General features: G+C 71.6%; 15 protein-coding genes. 11 read left to right on the top strand and 4 right to left on the bottom strand.

Annotation, left to right across the window (positions count from 1 at the left end; all coding sequences use genetic code 11):
* The first annotated feature begins 11 nt into the window (after nt 1-11).
* The 3 genes from OIB37_RS13180 to OIB37_RS13170 are packed head-to-tail and all read left to right on the top strand — an operon-like array spanning nt 12 to nt 2301.
* A complete protein-coding gene (locus OIB37_RS13180) occupies nt 12-365 on the top strand; it encodes a histidine triad nucleotide-binding protein (protein WP_330461831.1) in 354 nt (117 codons plus the stop codon).
* A gap of 6 nt (nt 366-371) precedes the next feature.
* Nucleotides 372-1277 (top strand): ribonuclease Z, encoded by a 906-nt coding sequence (locus OIB37_RS13175; protein WP_330457777.1) that lies wholly within the window; start codon nt 372-374, stop codon nt 1275-1277.
* Nucleotides 1278-1308: 31 nt separating this feature from the next.
* Nucleotides 1309-2301: an adenosine deaminase gene (locus tag OIB37_RS13170; RefSeq protein WP_330457776.1), complete on the top strand. Its 993-nt coding sequence runs from the start codon at nt 1309-1311 to the stop codon at nt 2299-2301.
* Here the strand turns inward: OIB37_RS13170 and OIB37_RS13165 are convergent.
* The gene (locus OIB37_RS13165; RefSeq protein WP_330457775.1) at nt 2265-3563 is read right to left on the bottom strand and encodes an MFS transporter; all 1299 of its coding nucleotides are present in this window, start codon (nt 3561-3563) and stop codon (nt 2265-2267) included. The genes OIB37_RS13170 and OIB37_RS13165 overlap by 37 nt on opposite strands.
* A gap of 617 nt (nt 3564-4180) precedes the next feature.
* On the opposite strand from OIB37_RS13165, the gene OIB37_RS13160 reads away from it, so the two are divergent.
* From OIB37_RS13160 to OIB37_RS13135, 6 genes are all read left to right on the top strand, one after another.
* The gene (locus tag OIB37_RS13160) at nt 4181-5470 is read left to right on the top strand and encodes a glucarate dehydratase family protein (protein ID WP_330457774.1); all 1290 of its coding nucleotides are present in this window, start codon (nt 4181-4183) and stop codon (nt 5468-5470) included.
* 104 nt (nt 5471-5574) lie between these two features.
* Entirely contained in the window at nt 5575-6717 is a 1143-nt protein-coding gene (locus OIB37_RS13155; protein WP_330457773.1) for a carbohydrate kinase family protein, read from the top strand.
* 179 nt (nt 6718-6896) lie between these two features.
* Complete coding sequence (locus OIB37_RS13150; RefSeq protein WP_330457772.1) at nt 6897-9050, top strand: PhoH family protein; 2154 nt, start codon at nt 6897-6899, stop codon at nt 9048-9050.
* Nucleotides 9051-9062: 12 nt separating this feature from the next.
* A complete protein-coding gene (gene ybeY / locus OIB37_RS13145) occupies nt 9063-9560 on the top strand; it encodes an rRNA maturation RNase YbeY (RefSeq protein WP_330457771.1) in 498 nt (165 codons plus the stop codon).
* A 16-nt stretch (nt 9561-9576) separates the two neighbouring features.
* The gene (locus OIB37_RS13140; protein WP_330457770.1) at nt 9577-10875 is read left to right on the top strand and encodes a hemolysin family protein; all 1299 of its coding nucleotides are present in this window, start codon (nt 9577-9579) and stop codon (nt 10873-10875) included.
* On the top strand, nt 10872-11231 hold the full coding sequence (locus tag OIB37_RS13135; protein WP_330457769.1) for an MmcQ/YjbR family DNA-binding protein: 360 nt from the start codon (nt 10872-10874) through the stop codon (nt 11229-11231). Before OIB37_RS13140 ends, OIB37_RS13135 begins: the two co-directional genes overlap by 4 nt.
* Nucleotides 11232-11393: 162 nt before the next feature.
* On the opposite strand, the gene OIB37_RS13125 is transcribed toward OIB37_RS13135, so the two are convergent.
* Entirely contained in the window at nt 11394-12824 is a 1431-nt protein-coding gene (locus tag OIB37_RS13125; protein WP_330457768.1) for an MFS transporter, read from the bottom strand.
* A gap of 150 nt (nt 12825-12974) precedes the next feature.
* On the opposite strand from OIB37_RS13125, the gene OIB37_RS13120 reads away from it, so the two are divergent.
* Together OIB37_RS13120 and OIB37_RS13115 are read left to right on the top strand one after the other, a co-directional pair.
* Complete coding sequence (locus OIB37_RS13120; RefSeq protein ID WP_330457767.1) at nt 12975-13796, top strand: helix-turn-helix transcriptional regulator; 822 nt, start codon at nt 12975-12977, stop codon at nt 13794-13796.
* A gap of 38 nt (nt 13797-13834) precedes the next feature.
* Nucleotides 13835-14188, top strand: coding sequence for a cytidine deaminase (locus OIB37_RS13115; RefSeq protein WP_330457766.1), 354 nt, complete (start codon nt 13835-13837; stop codon nt 14186-14188).
* Nucleotides 14189-14273: 85 nt separating this feature from the next.
* Here OIB37_RS13115 and OIB37_RS13110 read toward each other — a convergent pair whose 3' ends face one another.
* Nucleotides 14274-14612, bottom strand: a complete 339-nt coding sequence (locus OIB37_RS13110; protein WP_330457765.1) for a P-II family nitrogen regulator — start codon at nt 14610-14612, stop codon at nt 14274-14276.
* Nucleotides 14609-15922 carry an ammonium transporter gene (locus OIB37_RS13105; RefSeq protein ID WP_330461830.1) on the bottom strand — a complete coding sequence of 438 codons (1314 nt, stop codon included), beginning with the start codon at nt 15920-15922 and terminating at the stop codon, nt 14609-14611. Before OIB37_RS13105 ends, OIB37_RS13110 begins: the two co-directional genes overlap by 4 nt.
* Between the last annotated feature and the right edge of the window lie 196 nt (nt 15923-16118).

The following is a 16118-nucleotide window of genomic DNA, read 5'->3' as shown; positions in this document are numbered from 1 at the left end:
AGCGCAGCGCAATGGCGGGAGAGCCGCAGGACGACTGCCTGTTCTGCAAGATCGTCGCGAGGCAGATCCCGGCGACGATCGTCCGGGAGACCGAAACCACCCTCGCCTTCCGGGACATAAACCCCCAGGCCCCCACCCACGTCCTGGTGGTCCCCAAGGCCCACTACAAGAACGCCGCCGAGCTGGCCGAGGCCGCGCCCGCGCTCGCCGCCGACGTCCTCGCCGAGACGCGGGCCGTCGCCGACGAGGAGAAGCTCGAGAGCTACCGCACCGTCTTCAACACCGGCAGCGGCGCCGGCCAGACCGTCTGGCACGCCCACGCGCACGTCCTCGGCGGCCGCGGCCTCGAATGGCCCCCCGGGTAAGTCGCCGTGTCCGTACGTGAATTGGTGGTGCTCGGCACCGCCAGCCAGGTCCCTACCCGGCACCGCAACCACAACGGCTACCTGCTGCGCTGGGACGGCGAGGGCATCCTGTTCGACCCCGGCGAGGGCACCCAGCGGCAGATGCTGCGCGCCGGGGTCGCCGCCCACGACCTGAACCGGATCTGCGTCACGCACTTCCACGGCGACCACTCCCTCGGCCTCGCCGGCGTCATCCAGCGGATCAACCTCGACCAGGTCCCGCACGAGATCACCGCGCACTACCCGCGCTCCGGGCAGCACTTCTTCGACCGGCTGCGGTACGCCACCGCCTACCGGGAGACGGTCGCGCTCACCGAGGCACCGGCCGACGCGGACGGCGTCCTCGCCGTCACGCCGTCGTACACCCTGGACACGCGCAGGCTGTCGCACCCCGTCGAGTCCTACGGCTACCGGCTCACCGAACCCGACGGGCTGCGCATGCTGCCCGAGCGGCTCGCCGCGCACGGCATCCAGGGGCCGGACGTCGGCCGGCTCCAGCGCGAGGGCCGGCTCGGGGACGTGACCCTGGACGAGGTGAGCGAGGTGCGGCGCGGACAGCGCTTCGCGTTCGTCATGGACACCCGGCTGTGCGAGGGCGTGCACGCGCTCGCCGAGGGCTGCGACCTGCTCGTCATCGAGTCCACCTTCCTCGACGAGGACACCCGGCTGGCCGTCGAGCACGGACATCTGACCGCCGGGCAGGCCGGGGCCGTGGCCCGCGACGCGGGGGTACGACACCTCGTGCTCACCCACTTCAGCCAGCGCTACTCCGATCCCGAGGAGTTCGCGCGGCAGGCCCGGGCGGCCGGATTCGAGGGCGAGCTGACCGTGGCGTACGACCTGCAGAGAGTGCCGCTGCCCCGGCGTAGGTGAAGGGCCAGGTGGAGGGCCGTACGATGCTTTGATGCCCCTCCCGAAAGCAGAACTGCACCTCCACATCGAAGGCACCCTGGAGCCCGAGCTGGCGTTCCGGCTCGCCGAGCGCAACGGCGTCACGCTGCCCTACGCGGACACCGACGAGCTGCGCAAGGCGTACCAGTTCGACGACCTCCAGTCCTTCCTGAACCTGTACTACGAGCTGATGGCCGTCCTGCGCACCGAGCAGGACTTCGAGGACCTCGCCGACGCCTACCTCGCCCGCGCCGCCGCGCAGGGCGTACGGCACGCGGAGATCTTCTTCGACCCGCAGGCGCACCTCGCCCGCGGTGTCGACATGGCCACCGTCGTGAACGGGCTGTGGCGGGCGCTCGGCACCAGTGTGGAGAAGCACGGCGTCTCCACCCGGCTGATCCTGTGCTTCCTGCGCGACGAGTCCGCCGAGTCGGCCCTGGAAACCCTGGAGCTGGCCAAGCCCCACCTGGACCGGATCACCGGTGTCGGCCTCGACTCGGCCGAGGTCGGGCACCCGCCGGTGAAGTTCCGCGAGGTGTACGAGGCCGCCGCCGCCCTCGGGCTGCGCCGCGTGGCGCACGCCGGCGAGGAGGGGCCGCCGCAGTACATCACCGAGGCCCTGGACGTGCTCGGCGTGGAGCGCGTCGACCACGGCCTGCGCTGCATGGAGGACCCGGCGCTGGTCGAGCGACTGGTCCGCGAGCGCATCCCGCTGACCCTGTGCCCGCTGTCCAACGTCCGGCTGCGCACCGTCGACGTCCTCGCCGACCACCCGCTGCCCGCGATGCTCGACGCCGGCCTGATGTGCACGGTCAACTCCGACGACCCGGCCTACTTCGGCGGCTACGCCGGCGACAACTTCGACGCCGTCCGCGAGACCCTCGGCCTGACCGAGGACCGGCTGCGCGAACTGGCCCGCAACTCCTTCCTCGCCTCCTTCCTGGAGGACGACGAGGAGCGCCGGGCCCGCTACCTCGCCGAGGTCGAGGCGTACACCTTCGGATAGGCGGTGTCGTACGCGCCGCGGGCGGACACGGCGGCCGTCTCCATGGGGACGGCCACGACCGAGGCGGTGTCGTACGCGCTCCGGGCGGGCAGGGCGGCCGTCTCCACGGGGATGTCCACGACCGGCAGCGGCAGCGGCCGCCGCTCCGTCCGGCGCGCCACCACCGTCATCGGCACCGTGACCGCCAGCAGTCCGGCGGCCAGCACCTCACCCATCACCGGGAAGCCCGCCCGGGCCGCGAGCAGGCTCCCGGCCAGCGGACCGGCCGCGGTGCCCAGCGAGGCCGCCGAGCCGACCAGTACGGCCCAGCGGCCGCGCGGGTCCAGGGAGGCGGCCAGGCCGATGACGTACGACAGCACGACGGGGTAGAGCAGGTTCCAGGCGATCTCGCCCGCCGCGAAGGACCGCAGGCCGTCGGCCGACGCGCTGAGCCGGACGCAGACCGCGATGAGCGCCGTGCCGACGCCGATCGGCACGGCCCGGCCGAGGCGCTGTCCGACCACGCCGGCACCTATGACGCCGAGCAGTCCGGCGCCGAGCGCGACCGCGAACACCGCGCCGACGGTGACCTCGGTGAGGTGCGCCTGGACGAGGCCGATGCGGCCGCTGACGCCCCACAGGGAGTTCTGCGTCAGGGACCAGAAGGGCATCGCGACGGCCAGCAGCAGCCCGGTACGCGGATGCGGCAGCCGGCCCCGCGCCGCGGCGGTCCCGCCGGCCGGGGCGGCAGCGGCGGGCAGCCGGCCGGTGAGCGGCCACACGGCGAGCGCGGTCAGCGCGATCGCGGCGAGCGGCAGGCCGTGGCCCGGGCCGAGGCGGGGGATCGTCAGGTAGAGGGCGCCCGCGAGAGCGGAGACGCAGAGCAGGCCGAGCGTGGTGACGCGGTGCGGGTCGGGGCGGCCCGCGATACCGCTCGCGGCGACCGCGGTGACCGTACCGGACCCGAAACCGCCGACGACCGCGCCCGCGACGACGGCCGGGACGATCCCGGTGAAGGCGGCGCCGCCGTAGCCGAGGACCGCGAGGGTCAGCCCCAGCCTGGCCAGGGTGCGGGCCCCGGTCCGGTCGACGCGCGAGGCCAGCAGGAAGCCGGCCGACGCCGAACTCAGCAGCAGCGCACTGCCGATGGCCCCGGCCTGGGTGGCGGACAGTGGCAGGCCGGCGTCCAGCCGGCCGACCGTGGTCGGCAGCAGGTACGACGAGAGATACCCGGCCGTGAAGAGGGCGACGAGGGGCCAGGGAAGAGAGCGGGGGGCGGACACGGGCGTTCCCGGGGCAGACGAAGGAGCGCTCGGGGGAGCCGCTCGGAAGAAGAGGGGGGAGGGCGCGACGGGCCGTCGAACGACGGGGGCGCGCGAGCAAGTTGTATCAAGCACGCGGTACGAGAAGAAGGCGGTGTGCGGTGATGTGGATCACATGGGGTTTGCGGTACGGAAGCGCGGGTAGAAGCGGGCGCCAAACCGGTCGGCTTCCCCGGCCTTCCAGGCTGCCCCCGCCTTCCGGACTGCCCCGCCTCCCGAACCGCCCCGGCTTCCCGGACTTTCCTGTCGGGTGATCACATCGGGCTCCGGATGCGCTATGGTTGATCACGTCGCGGTCGCCGGAACTCCCGGTGGCGGACAGTGCGTTGGTGGTCCAAGGAAAGACGCCCCGCTTCCTGCGGGGAAATGCAGGTGCAAGGCCTGCCCGGCGCTCCGATCGAACCCCATCCCGCTTTGTGCGGGGTGGGGTTCTTTGTGTTCCCCCCTTGCCCCCTCACCCCTCCCTCGCCCTCACTCCCGCCTTCGCCCGCGCTTTCTCGCGCTCGCGCCCCCCATTGACGGCTCTTTGTTCGTGTATTTAGCCTCGGTTCTCATACATGACCCAGAGGAGCCGCCCTGTGACCCGTGACCTGACCATCACCGAGGTACGGCTGACCCCGATCCTGGTCGCCGACGCGCCGCTGCTCAACACCCAGGGCGTGCACCAGCCTTACACCCCACGGCTGATCGTCGAGGTGGTGACGGCCGACGGGGTGACCGGAGTCGGCGAGACCTACGGCGACACCAAGTACCTGGAGCCGGCCCGCTCCCTGGCCGAGCGACTGCCCGGACGATCGGTCATGGATGTGAACGGACTGTTCGGGCTCGACCTCGCCGTGGACGAGAGCCGGGTAGGGGACGCCCTGGACGCGGGCGGGCTGCGGGGCGTCCAGAGCGCCGACAAGCTGCGCCTGTCCGTGCTGTCCGCCTTCGAGGTCGCCTGCCTCGACGCCCAGGGCAAGGCGCTCGGACTGCCCGTGCACGCGCTCCTCGGCGGCAAGGTGCGGGACTCGGTCGAGTACAGCGCCTACCTCTTCTACAAGTGGGGCACCCACCCCGAGGGCGTCGCCTGCGAACCCGACGACTGGGGCCCGGCCCTGGACCCGGCCGGAATCGTCGCCCAGGCACGCGAGCTGACGGAGCGGTACGGCTTCACCTCCTTCAAGCTCAAGGGCGGCGTCCTCCCGCCCGACGAGGAGATCGCGGCCGTACGCGCCCTCGCCGCGGCCTTCCCCGGGCACCCGCTGCGGCTCGACCCCAACGGCGCCTGGTCGGTGGAGACCTCGCTGAAGGTGGCCGGCGAACTCGCCGACGTCCTCGAGTACCTGGAGGACCCCACGCTGGGCACCGCCGGCATGGCCGAGGTGTCCGCCGGGACCGGCGTCCCCCTCGCCACCAACATGTGCGTGACCACCTTCGGCGAGATCAAAGAGGCCTTCACGAAGGACGCCGTCCAGGTGGTGCTCTCCGACCACCACTACTGGGGCGGACTGCGCAACACCCGCCACCTCGCCGCGATCTGCGCCACGTTCGGCGTCGGGGTGTCCATGCACTCCAACACCCACCTCGGCATCAGCCTCGCCGCCATGACCCAGGTCGCGGCCACCGTGCCGGACCTCCACCACGCCTGCGACTCCCACTACCCCTGGCAGTCCGAGGACGTCCTCACCGAGCGGATCGCCTTCACCGACGGCCGGGTCACCGTGTCCGACGCGCCCGGCCTCGGCGTCGAACTCGACCGGGACGAACTGGCCCGGCTGCACCGGCGCTGGGCCGAGGACGACGGGACACTGCGCGAGCGGGACGACGCGGCGGCGATGCGGGCGGCCGAGCCGGACTGGCGGACACCGGTGATGCCGCGCTGGTAGCGGGGCGGTGCCCACGGGGGTGGCAACTCCCGGTGCGCGAAGCCGTATGCGGGGCGGGAGGTGGTGCACACTGGCCAGATCCGCACCACGTCAGGGAGCGCACCGTGACCCCGTCCCACGCGATCGCCGGAGAGGAACCGGAACACCTCACGCAGGCAGCGCGCCGCGAGGCCCAGCTCGATCCGCTGGCCGCCCTGCGCGCGCCCGGCGATCCGCCCTGGGACGTCTACCTCACCGGCACGGTCTTCCTCGACATCATCTTCACCGGCCTGGAGTCGGCGCCCGTGCGCGGCACCGAGTCCTGGGCGCGGGGGATGGGCTCCAGCCCCGGCGGGGTCGCCAACATGGCCGCCGCGCTGGCCCGCCTCGGCCTGCGGACGTCCCTCGCGGCGGCCTTCGGGGACGACCACTACGGGGAGTACTGCTGGGACGCGCTCGAACAGGGTGAGGGCATCGACCTCGCCCCCTCGCGGACCGTGCCCGGCTGGCACTCGCCGGTCACGGTCTCCATGGCGTACGAGGGGGAGCGGACCATGGTCTCCCACGGCCACGAGCCGCCGCCGCAGGAGGCGGTGCCGGACTGCCCGCCCCCGGCACGGGCCGCCGTCGCCTCGCTCACCCCTGGGGCGCGGGCCCCCTGGATCGCCCAGGCCGCGCGGGAGGGCACCCGGATCTTCGCGGACGTCGGCTGGGACGACACCGGGCGGTGGGATCTGTCCGGACTCGCCGACCTGGAGCACTGCGAGGCGTTCCTGCCCAACGCCGAGGAGGCGATGCGCTACACCCGGTCGGACTGCCCGCGGGCGGCCGCGCACGCGCTGACCGCGCACGTGCCGGTGGCCGTCGTCACGCTCGGCTCCGAGGGGGCGTACGCGGTGGACCGCCGTACCGGCGAGGCGGCCGAGGTGCCCGCGATCGCGGTCGAGGCGCTCGACCCGACCGGGGCGGGGGACGTCTTCGTGGCGGGTTTCGTCACCGGGACGCTGGCCGGCTGGCCGCTGGCGGACCGGCTGGCCTTCGCCGGGCTCACGGCGGCCCTGTCGGTGCAGGAGTTCGGCGGGTCGCTGTCGGCGCCGGGCTGGTCCGAGATCGGGGCGTGGTGGCGCCGGGTGCAGGAGGTGGAGGGACAGGATCCCGCGGCCCTGCGGCGGTACGCGTTCCTGGAGGGCCTGGTCCCCCGGGAGCTGGACCGGCCGTGGCCGCTCAGGCGGGCGGTGCCCACCATCGGCTTCCGCCGGTCCACCTGACGCGCAGGGGCTCCGCCCCGGTCCACCCCGATCCTCCCCCAGATGTCCCCGGACCCCCGATCTCCCCGGTCAAAATCCCTACGGTGTTGTCCATGCCCCGTCGTACCCTGGACAGTGCGAGGCCGCCCTCAGCTACGCGGCCGTAACGAGGAGGAACCGCAGGCCTACAGAGCCGGCCCATGACTCAGACACCCACAGCTCACCCCTCCACGCAGGAGCAGGCGAGAGCACAGTTCACGGTCCCCGCCCAGCACCCCATGGTCACCGTGCTCGGGTCCGGCGACTCCCTCCTGCGCGTGATCGAGAAGGCCTTCCCGGGGGCCGACATCCACGTCCGGGGCAACGAGATCAGCGCGGTCGGCGGCCCGGCGGAAGTCACCCTGATCCAGCGCGTGTTCGACGAGATGATGCTGGTGCTCCGCACCGGTCAGCCGATGACGGAGGACGCAGTGGAACGCTCGATCGCCATGCTGAAGGCGAGTGACGACGGGACGAACGACGGCCCGGAGACCCCGGCCGAGGTGCTGACGCAGAACATCCTGTCCTCGCGCGGCCGCACGATCCGCCCCAAGACGCTCAACCAGAAGCGGTACGTCGACGCGATCGACAAGCACACGATCGTCTTCGGCATCGGCCCCGCCGGTACCGGCAAGACCTACCTGGCCATGGCCAAGGCCGTCCAGGCCCTCCAGTCCAAGCAGGTCAACCGCATCATCCTGACCCGCCCGGCGGTCGAGGCCGGCGAGCGCCTGGGCTTCCTGCCCGGCACGCTCTACGAGAAGATCGACCCGTACCTGCGCCCGCTGTACGACGCGCTGCACGACATGCTGGACCCGGACTCGATCCCGCGCCTGATGGCGGCGGGGACGATCGAGGTCGCGCCGCTGGCGTACATGCGCGGAAGGGCCCAACCGATCTTCACCAACGTCCTGACCCCGGACGGCTGGCGTCCCATCGGCGACCTTGAGGTCGGTGATCTCGTCGTCGGCTCGAACGGTGAGCCGACGCCGGTCCTCGGCGTCTATCCGCAGGGCGAGAAGGACATCTATCGCGTCACCGCCCAAGACGGCTCCTGGACTCTGTGCTGCGGCGAGCACCTGTGGACGGTCCGCACCGCGTCGGACAAACGCCGGAACAAGCCGTGGCGTGTCCTGGAGACCCAGGACATGATCGGCAACCTGCGTGCGGCTCACGCCCGCCGGTACGAGCTGCCTCTGCTCACGGCGCCGGTCTGCTTCCCGGAACGTCCGGTCCCGATGGACCCGTACGCGCTGGGCCTGCTGCTGGGCGACGGTTGCCTCACGGGCTCGACCACTCCCTCCTTCGCAACGGAGGACCCGGAACTGGCCGAGGCGCTGGAAGGAGCACTGCCGGGCGTCGCGGTGCGCCACAAGAGCGGTCCGGACTACGTCCTCAACCGCATCAAGTCTCCAGGGGGCGTTGTCACCCTGGAGAACCCGGTCACGTGCGTGATGCGTGAGCTGGACCTGCTGCGCACCCGCTCGCACACCAAGTTCGTCCCGGACGGCTACCTGTACAACTCCGCCGAGGTCCGGCTGGCGGTCCTCCAGGGTCTGCTCGACGCGGACGGCGGCCCCGTCACGCAGAGTGGCCGCACTTGTCGGATTCAGTACACGACGACATCGATCCTGCTCCGCGACGACGTGATCGCACTGGTCCAATCGCTGGGCGGCGTCGCGTACACCCGCCGTAGGCCCGCCGAAGGCCGCAGGCCGGGTCTCGTGAAGGGCCGGGAAGTCGCGTACCGGCACGACGCCCACGTCGTCGATATCCGCCTCCCCGAAGGCATCGAACCTTTCCGCCTCGCCCGCAAGCGCGACGCCTACCACGCGGCCGGGGGCGGCGGACGGCCGATGCGCTTCATCGACAGCATCGAGCCCGCGGGCAGGGAGGAAACCGTCTGCATCCAGGTGGCCGCCGAGGACTCCCTCTACGTCACTCAGGATTACCTGCTGACGCACAACACCCTGAACGATGCTTTCATCATCCTGGACGAGGCCCAGAACACCAGCCCCGAGCAGATGAAGATGTTCCTCACCCGGCTCGGCTTCGACTCGAAGATCGTCATCACGGGTGACGTGACCCAGGTCGACCTGCCGAACGGCACCAAGAGCGGTCTGCGGCAGGTGCAGGAGATCCTGGAGGGCCTGGACGACGTCCACTTCTCCCGCCTGTCGTCCCAGGACGTCGTACGGCACAAGCTGGTGGGACGTATCGTCGACGCGTACGAGCAGTACGACAGCAAGCACGGCACCGACAACGGCGCCCACAAGGGGCAGAGCCGCGGCAGGGCCGGACACAAGGGGAAGTAGACCAGCGCGACCATGTCGATCGACGTCAACAACGAGTCCGGAACCGAGGTCGACGAGCAGGCGATCCTCGACATCGCCCGCTACGCGCTCACGCGGATGCGTATCCACCCGCTCTCCGAGCTCTCGGTGATCGTCGTGGACGCCGACGCCATGGAGCAGCTGCACATCCAGTGGATGGACCTGCCGGGTCCCACGGATGTCATGTCGTTCCCGATGGACGAGCTGCGGCCGCCGTCCAAGGACGACGAGGAGCCCCCGCAGGGACTCCTCGGCGACATCGTGCTGTGCCCGGAGGTCGCCACCCAGCAGGGGGCCGACGCGCCCACGCAGCACTCCATGGACGAGGAGCTCCAGCTGCTCACCGTCCACGGCGTGCTGCACCTGCTCGGGTACGACCACGAGGAGCCCGACGAGAAGGCCGAGATGTTCGGGCTCCAGGCCGCCATCGTCGACGGGTGGCGGGCCGAGCACGGGCTGACCGGGCCGTCCCCGGCGCCGACCGTCTCGTAAGAGGGCCGGTCCACGTATGAGTCCGCAGATCGTTCTCGGGGCGATCGCGCTGGTCGTCGTCGCCTGGCTCGCCGCCTGCGCGGAGGCGGGCATCGCGCGCGTCTCCAGCTTCCGGGCGGAGGAGGCGGTGAAGTCCGGCCGGCGCGGCAGCGCCAAGCTGGCCCAGGTCGCCGCCGACCCCACCCGCTACGTCAACGTGGCCCTGCTGGTCCGCGTCGCCTGCGAGATGGCGGCGGCGGCCCTGGTGACGTACGGCTGCCTGCGCGCGTTCACGGAGACCTGGGAAGCCCTGCTCGTCGCCATCGCCGTCATGGTCCTGGTGTCGTACGTCGCGGTCGGTGTCTCCCCGCGCACCATCGGCCGCCAGCACCCCCTCAACACGGCGACGGTGGCGGCGTACGTGCTGCTGCCGCTCGCCCGGATCATGGGCCCGGTCCCGTCGCTGCTGATCCTCATCGGCAACGCGCTCACTCCCGGCAAGGGCTTCAGGCGCGGCCCGTTCGCCTCCGAGGCGGAGCTGCGCGCGCTGGTCGACCTCGCCGAGCAGGAGTCGCTGATCGAGGACGACGAGCGCCGCATGGTGCACTCCGTCTTCGAGCTGGGCGACACCCTGGTGCGCGAGGTCATGGTGCCGCGCACCGACCTGGTCGTCATCGAGCGGTACAAGACCATCCGGCAGGCCCTCACCCTCGCGCTGCGCTCCGGGTTCTCCCGGATCCCGGTCACCGGTGAGAGCGAGGACGACATCGTCGGGATCGTGTACCTGAAGGACCTGGTCCGCAAGACGCACATCAACCGGGAGTCCGAGAGCGACCTGGTGTCCACCGCCATGCGCCCGGCCGTCTTCGTGCCCGACACCAAGAACGCCGGCGACCTGCTGCGCGAGATGCAGAAGGAACGCAACCACGTCGCCGTCGTCATCGACGAGTACGGCGGCACCGCCGGGATCGTCACGATCGAGGACATCCTGGAGGAGATCGTCGGCGAGATCACCGACGAGTACGACCGCGAACTCCCGCCCGTGGAGGACCTCGGTGACGACCGCTACCGGGTCACCGCCCGGCTCGACATCACCGACCTCGGCGAGCTGTACGGCCTCGACGAGTACGACGACGAGGACGTGGAGACCGTCGGCGGGCTGCTCGCCAAGGCACTCGGCCGTGTGCCCATCGCGGGTGCCTCCGCCGAGGTCGAACTGCCCGACGAGCGCCGCCTGAAGCTGACGGCGGAGGCGGCGGCGGGACGCCGGAACAAGATCGTGACCGTGCTGGTGGAGCCGGCCGGGGGCCCGGTCCCGGAGGAGGATACGGAGTGACCCCCCAGGAGCTGCGCGCCTTCTGCCTGTCCTTCAACGCGGTCGTGGAGGACTTCCCGTTCAACCCGGAGACCTCGGTCTTCAAGGTCCTGGGCAAGATGTTCGCCCTGGCGAACCTGGGCGCGCGGCCCCTGACGGTCAACCTCAAGTGCGACCCGGAGGACGCGGTCCGGCTCCGCGCCGAGCACGAGGGCCTCGTCGTCCCCGGCTGGCACATGAACAAACGCCACTGGAACACCGTGACGGTGGACGGTGAACTCCCCGACGGCCTCGTCCGCGAGCTGGTCGAGGACTCGTACGACCTGGTCGTCGCCGGCCTGCCGAGAACGCAGCGGCTGCGGCTGGACCGGCCTTGACGTGTTCCCTGGCCCAGGGGCCAGGGGTTCCGGCCCGGAGCGTCCGGCCCTTCCGGGGGCTTCCTGCTTCACCGCGCTGTGCGGGCAGGTGGCGCCCGGTCTTGCGTTGGTGAACGGCGCGCGCGGCCGTGTGGGGTACACGGCCGCGCGGAGTGAGGTCGTTCAGATTCTGGACTGACCCCGGCGCAGGCCGAGGCCGACCAGGACGGCGGCGGCGAGCACGATCGCCGCGTCCAGGGCGAGGACCGTGTGGACGCCGGACATCAGGTCGGGGGAGGTGGTGGCCAGCACGCCCAGCAGCGGGATGCCGACCGTGATGCCGACCTGCTGGGTGGAGGTCACCAGGCCGGTGGCCAGGCCCTGTTCCGTGTCCGGGACGCCGGAGGTGACGGTGAGGCCGTACGAGATGATCGCGCCCAGGTGGCACATGCTCGCCAGGGACACGGCGGCCGTGGCGAGCCACACCGACCAGGTGTGGGTGTCCAGCAGGAGCAGCGTCGCCACCAGTGCGCCCTGACCGGCCAGCGAGCCGACCAGGGTACGGCTGGCGCCGAAGCGGCCGATGACCCTCGGGGCCAGCGTGCCGGCGACGGCCGACAGCACGCCCTGGACGCCGAAGACCAGACCCGTCTCGAAGGCCGACAGACGCAGGATCTCCTGGAGGTACAGGGTCAGGGCGAAGACCACCGTCGACATCATCGAGAAGGTGACCAGACCGCCCACGTTGCCCCACGCCACCGTGCGGCGGCGCAGCATCGGGAGCGAGACGAGCGGGGCGGCCGTACGGGACTCGATCAGGACGAACGCGGCCAGCAGGATCAGGCCGGCGATCAGCGTCGTGACGACGTCGGCGTGGCCGAAGCCGTGGTCGGCGGCCGTGGACAGGGCGTAGATCAGGGACAGCAGGCCCGTGGTGACGGTGACGGCGCCGGGTACGTCCAGGCGTGGGCGGTCCGGGGTGCGCGACTCCTTCAGCAGGCGCGGGGCGAGCGGCAGCACGATCAGCGCGAACACCGTGAGCAGGGCCATCGTGGAGCGCCAGCCGAGCGCGTCGGTCAGCACACCGCCCGCGACCATGCCGACGGTGAAGCCCAGTGACAGCAGCGTGCCGGAGATACCGAGGGCGCGGTCGCGGGCCGGACCCTCCGGGAAGGTGGTGGTCAGCAGGGACATGCCCGCCGGTACGATCGCCGCCGCGCCGAGGCCCTGCAGCGCGCGGCCGGCGAGGAAGACCGTCGGGTCCCAGGCCAGGGTCGCCAGCAGCGAGGCCGCGCCGAACAGGGCCAGACCGGTCAGGAACAGCTTGCGGCGGCCGTACAGGTCGCCGACGCGGCCGAAGAGGAGCAGGAACCCGCCGGAGGGCAGCGCGAACGCGGTGACCGCCCACTGGAGGGCCGAGCGGCTCATGCCGAGGTCGGTGCCGAGTGCGGGCAGCGCCACGTTCAGTACCGAGAAGTCCAGCGCGACCATGAACTGGGCCGCGCACAGCACGAACAGGACGAGCTTGTCACGCGTCGACAGCGGGGAGGTGCCGAGCGATTCGCCTACGGGGGCGGTGGGTTGGATGGTCGGGGTGGTGGTGTCGATCGCCATGGCAACAGCCTGGGGCAGCCGGAATACGCGTGGGGAGTCGGAACTTATGGTGGTGGTGGCACCACCAGACACGGCGACGAGGGGGATCGGCACGTGGCGGTCGCGGGAACGGCGAGGAGTGAACGGCGCAGCGAGCTGCGGGAGTTCCTGATGAGCAGACGCGCCCGGGTCGCCCCCGAGGAGGCCGGGCTGCCGCTCGGCGGGGCCCGGCGCCGTACGCCCGGACTACGCCGGGAGGAGGTCGCCGTGCTCGCCGGGGTCGGCGCCTCCTGGTACCAGTGGCTGGAGCAGGGCCGGGAGATCTCCGTCTCGCCGCAGGTCCTCGACGCCGTCGCCCGTGTGCTGCGGCTGAGCAACGCCGAGCGGCGGCACCTGTACGTGCTGGCCGGGCTGAACCCGCCCGCGGCCGAAGTGGCGCCCGAGAAGCGGGACATGTGCGACGGGCTGCGTCGGCTGATCGACACCTGGATGCCGTATCCGGCGCACATCATGGACCGGTACTACAACTGCGTGATGTACAACGAGGCGGCCGCGGTGGTGCTCGGCATGCGGCGCGAGTCCACGCAGAACTGCCTCGTCGACTTCTTCACCGACCCGCTCTTCCGGCTGCGCAGCGCCAGTTGGGAGCGGAACGCGCGGACGGTGGTCGCCCAGTTCCGGGCGGCGTGCGCCGCGGACCCCGATGACGAGGGGTTTCAGGCGGTGCTCGCCGAAGTGACGTCCCTGAGCCCCGAGTTCAGCAGGATCTGGGCCGAGCGGGACATCGAGGACCAGGGGCAGATCCGCAAGGAGCTGGAGCATCCGCTGGCCGGGCTGCTGGTCGTGGAGGCGACGGCGATGAAGGTGCCGGCGCGGCCCGATCTGCTCATCGTGCTGCACACTCCGCTGGAGGAGGCGAACACGGCGGCGAAGCTGGAGTGGCTGGCGTCTCCCGAGGGGCGGCGGGGGGCCATGTACCCCGTGGCGGGGTGAGGGGCCGGGGCGGTGGCAGGGGTTCGTATGCTCTGGGCATGAGCGAGAGCAACGAGCTTGATCCCGAGGACCGCAAGATCGTCACGCTGGCGCGTTCGGCGCGGGCCCGCAACGGGGTGCCCGAGGGGGCGGCCGTACGGGACGAGACCGGGCGTACGTACGTCGCCGGGTCGGTGTCGCTGGCCTCGCTGGAGCTGAGTGCCCTGCGGGCGGCTGTCGCGATGGCTGTGGCTTCGGGGGCTCAGTCGCTTGAGGCGGCTGCGGTGGTGAGCTTGGCGGAGGGGGTTGCCGCGGAGGATCTGGCTGCTGTTGCCGATCTCGGGGGTGCGGGGACGCCGGTGTTGCTGGCTTCGCCCGACGGGGTTGTGCGGGTGACTGTTTCCGCCGGCTGAGGTACCAGGGGGCTCCGCCCCCTGGACCGCCATTTTGCCCACCACACCCACCTGAAACTGTTGGCCGAGAAGGTACCGGGTGGAGTCAGAGGGCGTCTGGGCCCTGTTCGCCGGTGCGGACCCTGACCACCGTTTCCACCGGGACCGACCACACCTTGCCGTCGCCGATCCTGCCGGTCCGGGCGGCTTCGACGATCGCGTCGATCGCGTCGTCGGCCACCGCGTCCTCCACCACGACCTCGATGCGCACCTTCGGCACCAGGTCGACGCGGTACTCGGCGCCCCGGTAGACCTCGGTGTGGCCGCGCTGACGGCCGTAACCGCTGGCCTCGGTCACGGTCAGGCCGTGTACGCCGAGTTCCTGCAGGGCGGTCTTGACCTCGTCCAGGCGGTGGGGCTTGACGATCGCGGTGATGAGCTTCATGCCGGGCGCTCGACCTTCTGGGCGACGGAGCGGACGAGGGAGTGGGCGACCGGGGCGCCGTGGCCCAGGACCCCGTGATCGTAAGCGGACTCGGCGTGCACCGTAAGGTCCAGGCCGGTGTGCTCCTGTTCCTCGCTCGCGCGAAAGCCCATCACCCGGTCGAGCAGCTTGCCGAGGCCGTACGTCACCGTGAACGCGTAGCCGGCCACGGCGAGCACCGCCACGAGCTGCTTGCCCAGCGGGGCCAGACCGCCGCCGTAGAAGAGGCCCTCCGGGCCGCCGGTCATCGCCTTCTCGGCGAACAGGCCGATCAGCAGCGTGCCGATGACGCCGCCGACCAGGTGGACGCCCACGACGTCCAGGGAGTCGTCGTAGTTCAGCCTGAACTTCCAGCTCACGGCGTAGGAGCAGACGACACCGGCGGCCAGACCCACGACCAGCGCGCCGAGCAGGGAGACCGTGCCGCAGGACGGGGTGATCGCGACCAGGCCGGCCACCGCGCCGGAGGCGGCGCCCAGGGTGGTCGGATGGCCGTCGCGCCGCTGCTCGACGAAGAGCCAGCCGAGCAGGCCGGTGCAGCCGGCGGCGAGGGTGTTGAGAAACGCGGCCGCGGCGAGGCCGTTCGCGCCGAGCGCGGAGCCCGCGTTGAAGCCGAACCAGCCGAACCAGAGCAGACCGGCGCCGAGGACGACCATGGGCAGGCTGTGCGGGCGCATGGAGTCCTTCTTGAAGCCGAGGCGGGGGCCGAGGACCAGGCAAAGGGCCAGGCCCGAGGCGCCCGAGGTGATCTCGACGGGCAGGCCGCCCGCGAAGTCCAGCGCGCCCAGCCGGGCCCCGATCCAGCCGCCGGGGCCCCACACCCAGTGGGTGACCGGAACGTATACCAGCAGGGTCCAGAGCGGGACGAACACCAGCCACGCCGGGAATCGCGTACGGTCCGCGACCGCGCCGCTGATCAGGGCCGCCGTGATGATCGCGAAGGTGAGCTGGAAGGTGGCGAAGAGGAGGGTGGGGACCGTGCCGTGGACGCTGCCGGGGCCGATGCCCGTCATGCCGGCGTGTCCGAGGCCGCCGACGAGCCCCGCGAAGGTGTCGTCGCCGAAGGCCAGGGAGTAGCCGGCCGCCAGCCACACCACCGTCACCAGGGCGATGGACACGAAGCTCATCATCAGCATGTTGAGGACGCTCTTCGCGCGGACCATGCCGCCGTAGAACAGGGCCAGGCCCGGGGTCATCAGCAGGACGAGGGCGGTGGCCACGAGGAGCCACGCGGTGTCGCCCGTGTCGATGGGGGCGGCGGCTGTGTCGATGGCGGCGGCGGCGAGGGGCACGGGCGTCTCCAACGGTGTGGGGGGCTCGTCAGAGGGTCACCGGCGCCGGTTTCCGGTCGCGTACAGGTGTGTTTCGGTGACGTTTCGTTGCGGGCGGGTTTCCGAAGGCTCACGGGACGCTCACGGAGTGGGCCGGTGCGGCCCGCTGGTGCGGCACCCGCTCGTGAATCAGGGA

It is taken from the genome of Streptomyces sp. NBC_00820, assembly GCF_036347055.1.
GTDB lineage: Bacteria > Actinomycetota > Actinomycetes > Streptomycetales > Streptomycetaceae > Streptomyces.
This window is presented reverse-complemented; position numbering and strand designations above follow the sequence as displayed.

What these genes read in the sequence shown, in the direction of transcription:
- OIB37_RS13115 (WP_330457766.1), top strand. Translation starts at nt 13,835, where the DNA reads ATGAGCGAGAGCAACGAGCTTGATCCCGAGGACCGCAAGATCGTCACG.
- OIB37_RS13120 (WP_330457767.1), top strand. Translation starts at nt 12,975, where the DNA reads ATGAGCAGACGCGCCCGGGTCGCCCCCGAGGAGGCCGGGCTGCCGCTC.
- OIB37_RS13180 (WP_330461831.1), top strand. Translation starts at nt 12, where the DNA reads ATGGCGGGAGAGCCGCAGGACGACTGCCTGTTCTGCAAGATCGTCGCG.
- ybeY (WP_330457771.1), top strand. Translation starts at nt 9,063, where the DNA reads ATGTCGATCGACGTCAACAACGAGTCCGGAACCGAGGTCGACGAGCAG.
- OIB37_RS13140 (WP_330457770.1), top strand. Translation starts at nt 9,577, where the DNA reads ATGAGTCCGCAGATCGTTCTCGGGGCGATCGCGCTGGTCGTCGTCGCC.
- OIB37_RS13150 (WP_330457772.1), top strand. Translation starts at nt 6,897, where the DNA reads ATGACTCAGACACCCACAGCTCACCCCTCCACGCAGGAGCAGGCGAGA.
- OIB37_RS13110 (WP_330457765.1), bottom strand. Translation starts at nt 14,612, where the DNA reads ATGAAGCTCATCACCGCGATCGTCAAGCCCCACCGCCTGGACGAGGTC.
- OIB37_RS13170 (WP_330457776.1), top strand. Translation starts at nt 1,309, where the DNA reads ATGCCCCTCCCGAAAGCAGAACTGCACCTCCACATCGAAGGCACCCTG.
- OIB37_RS13125 (WP_330457768.1), bottom strand. Translation starts at nt 12,824, where the DNA reads ATGGCGATCGACACCACCACCCCGACCATCCAACCCACCGCCCCCGTA.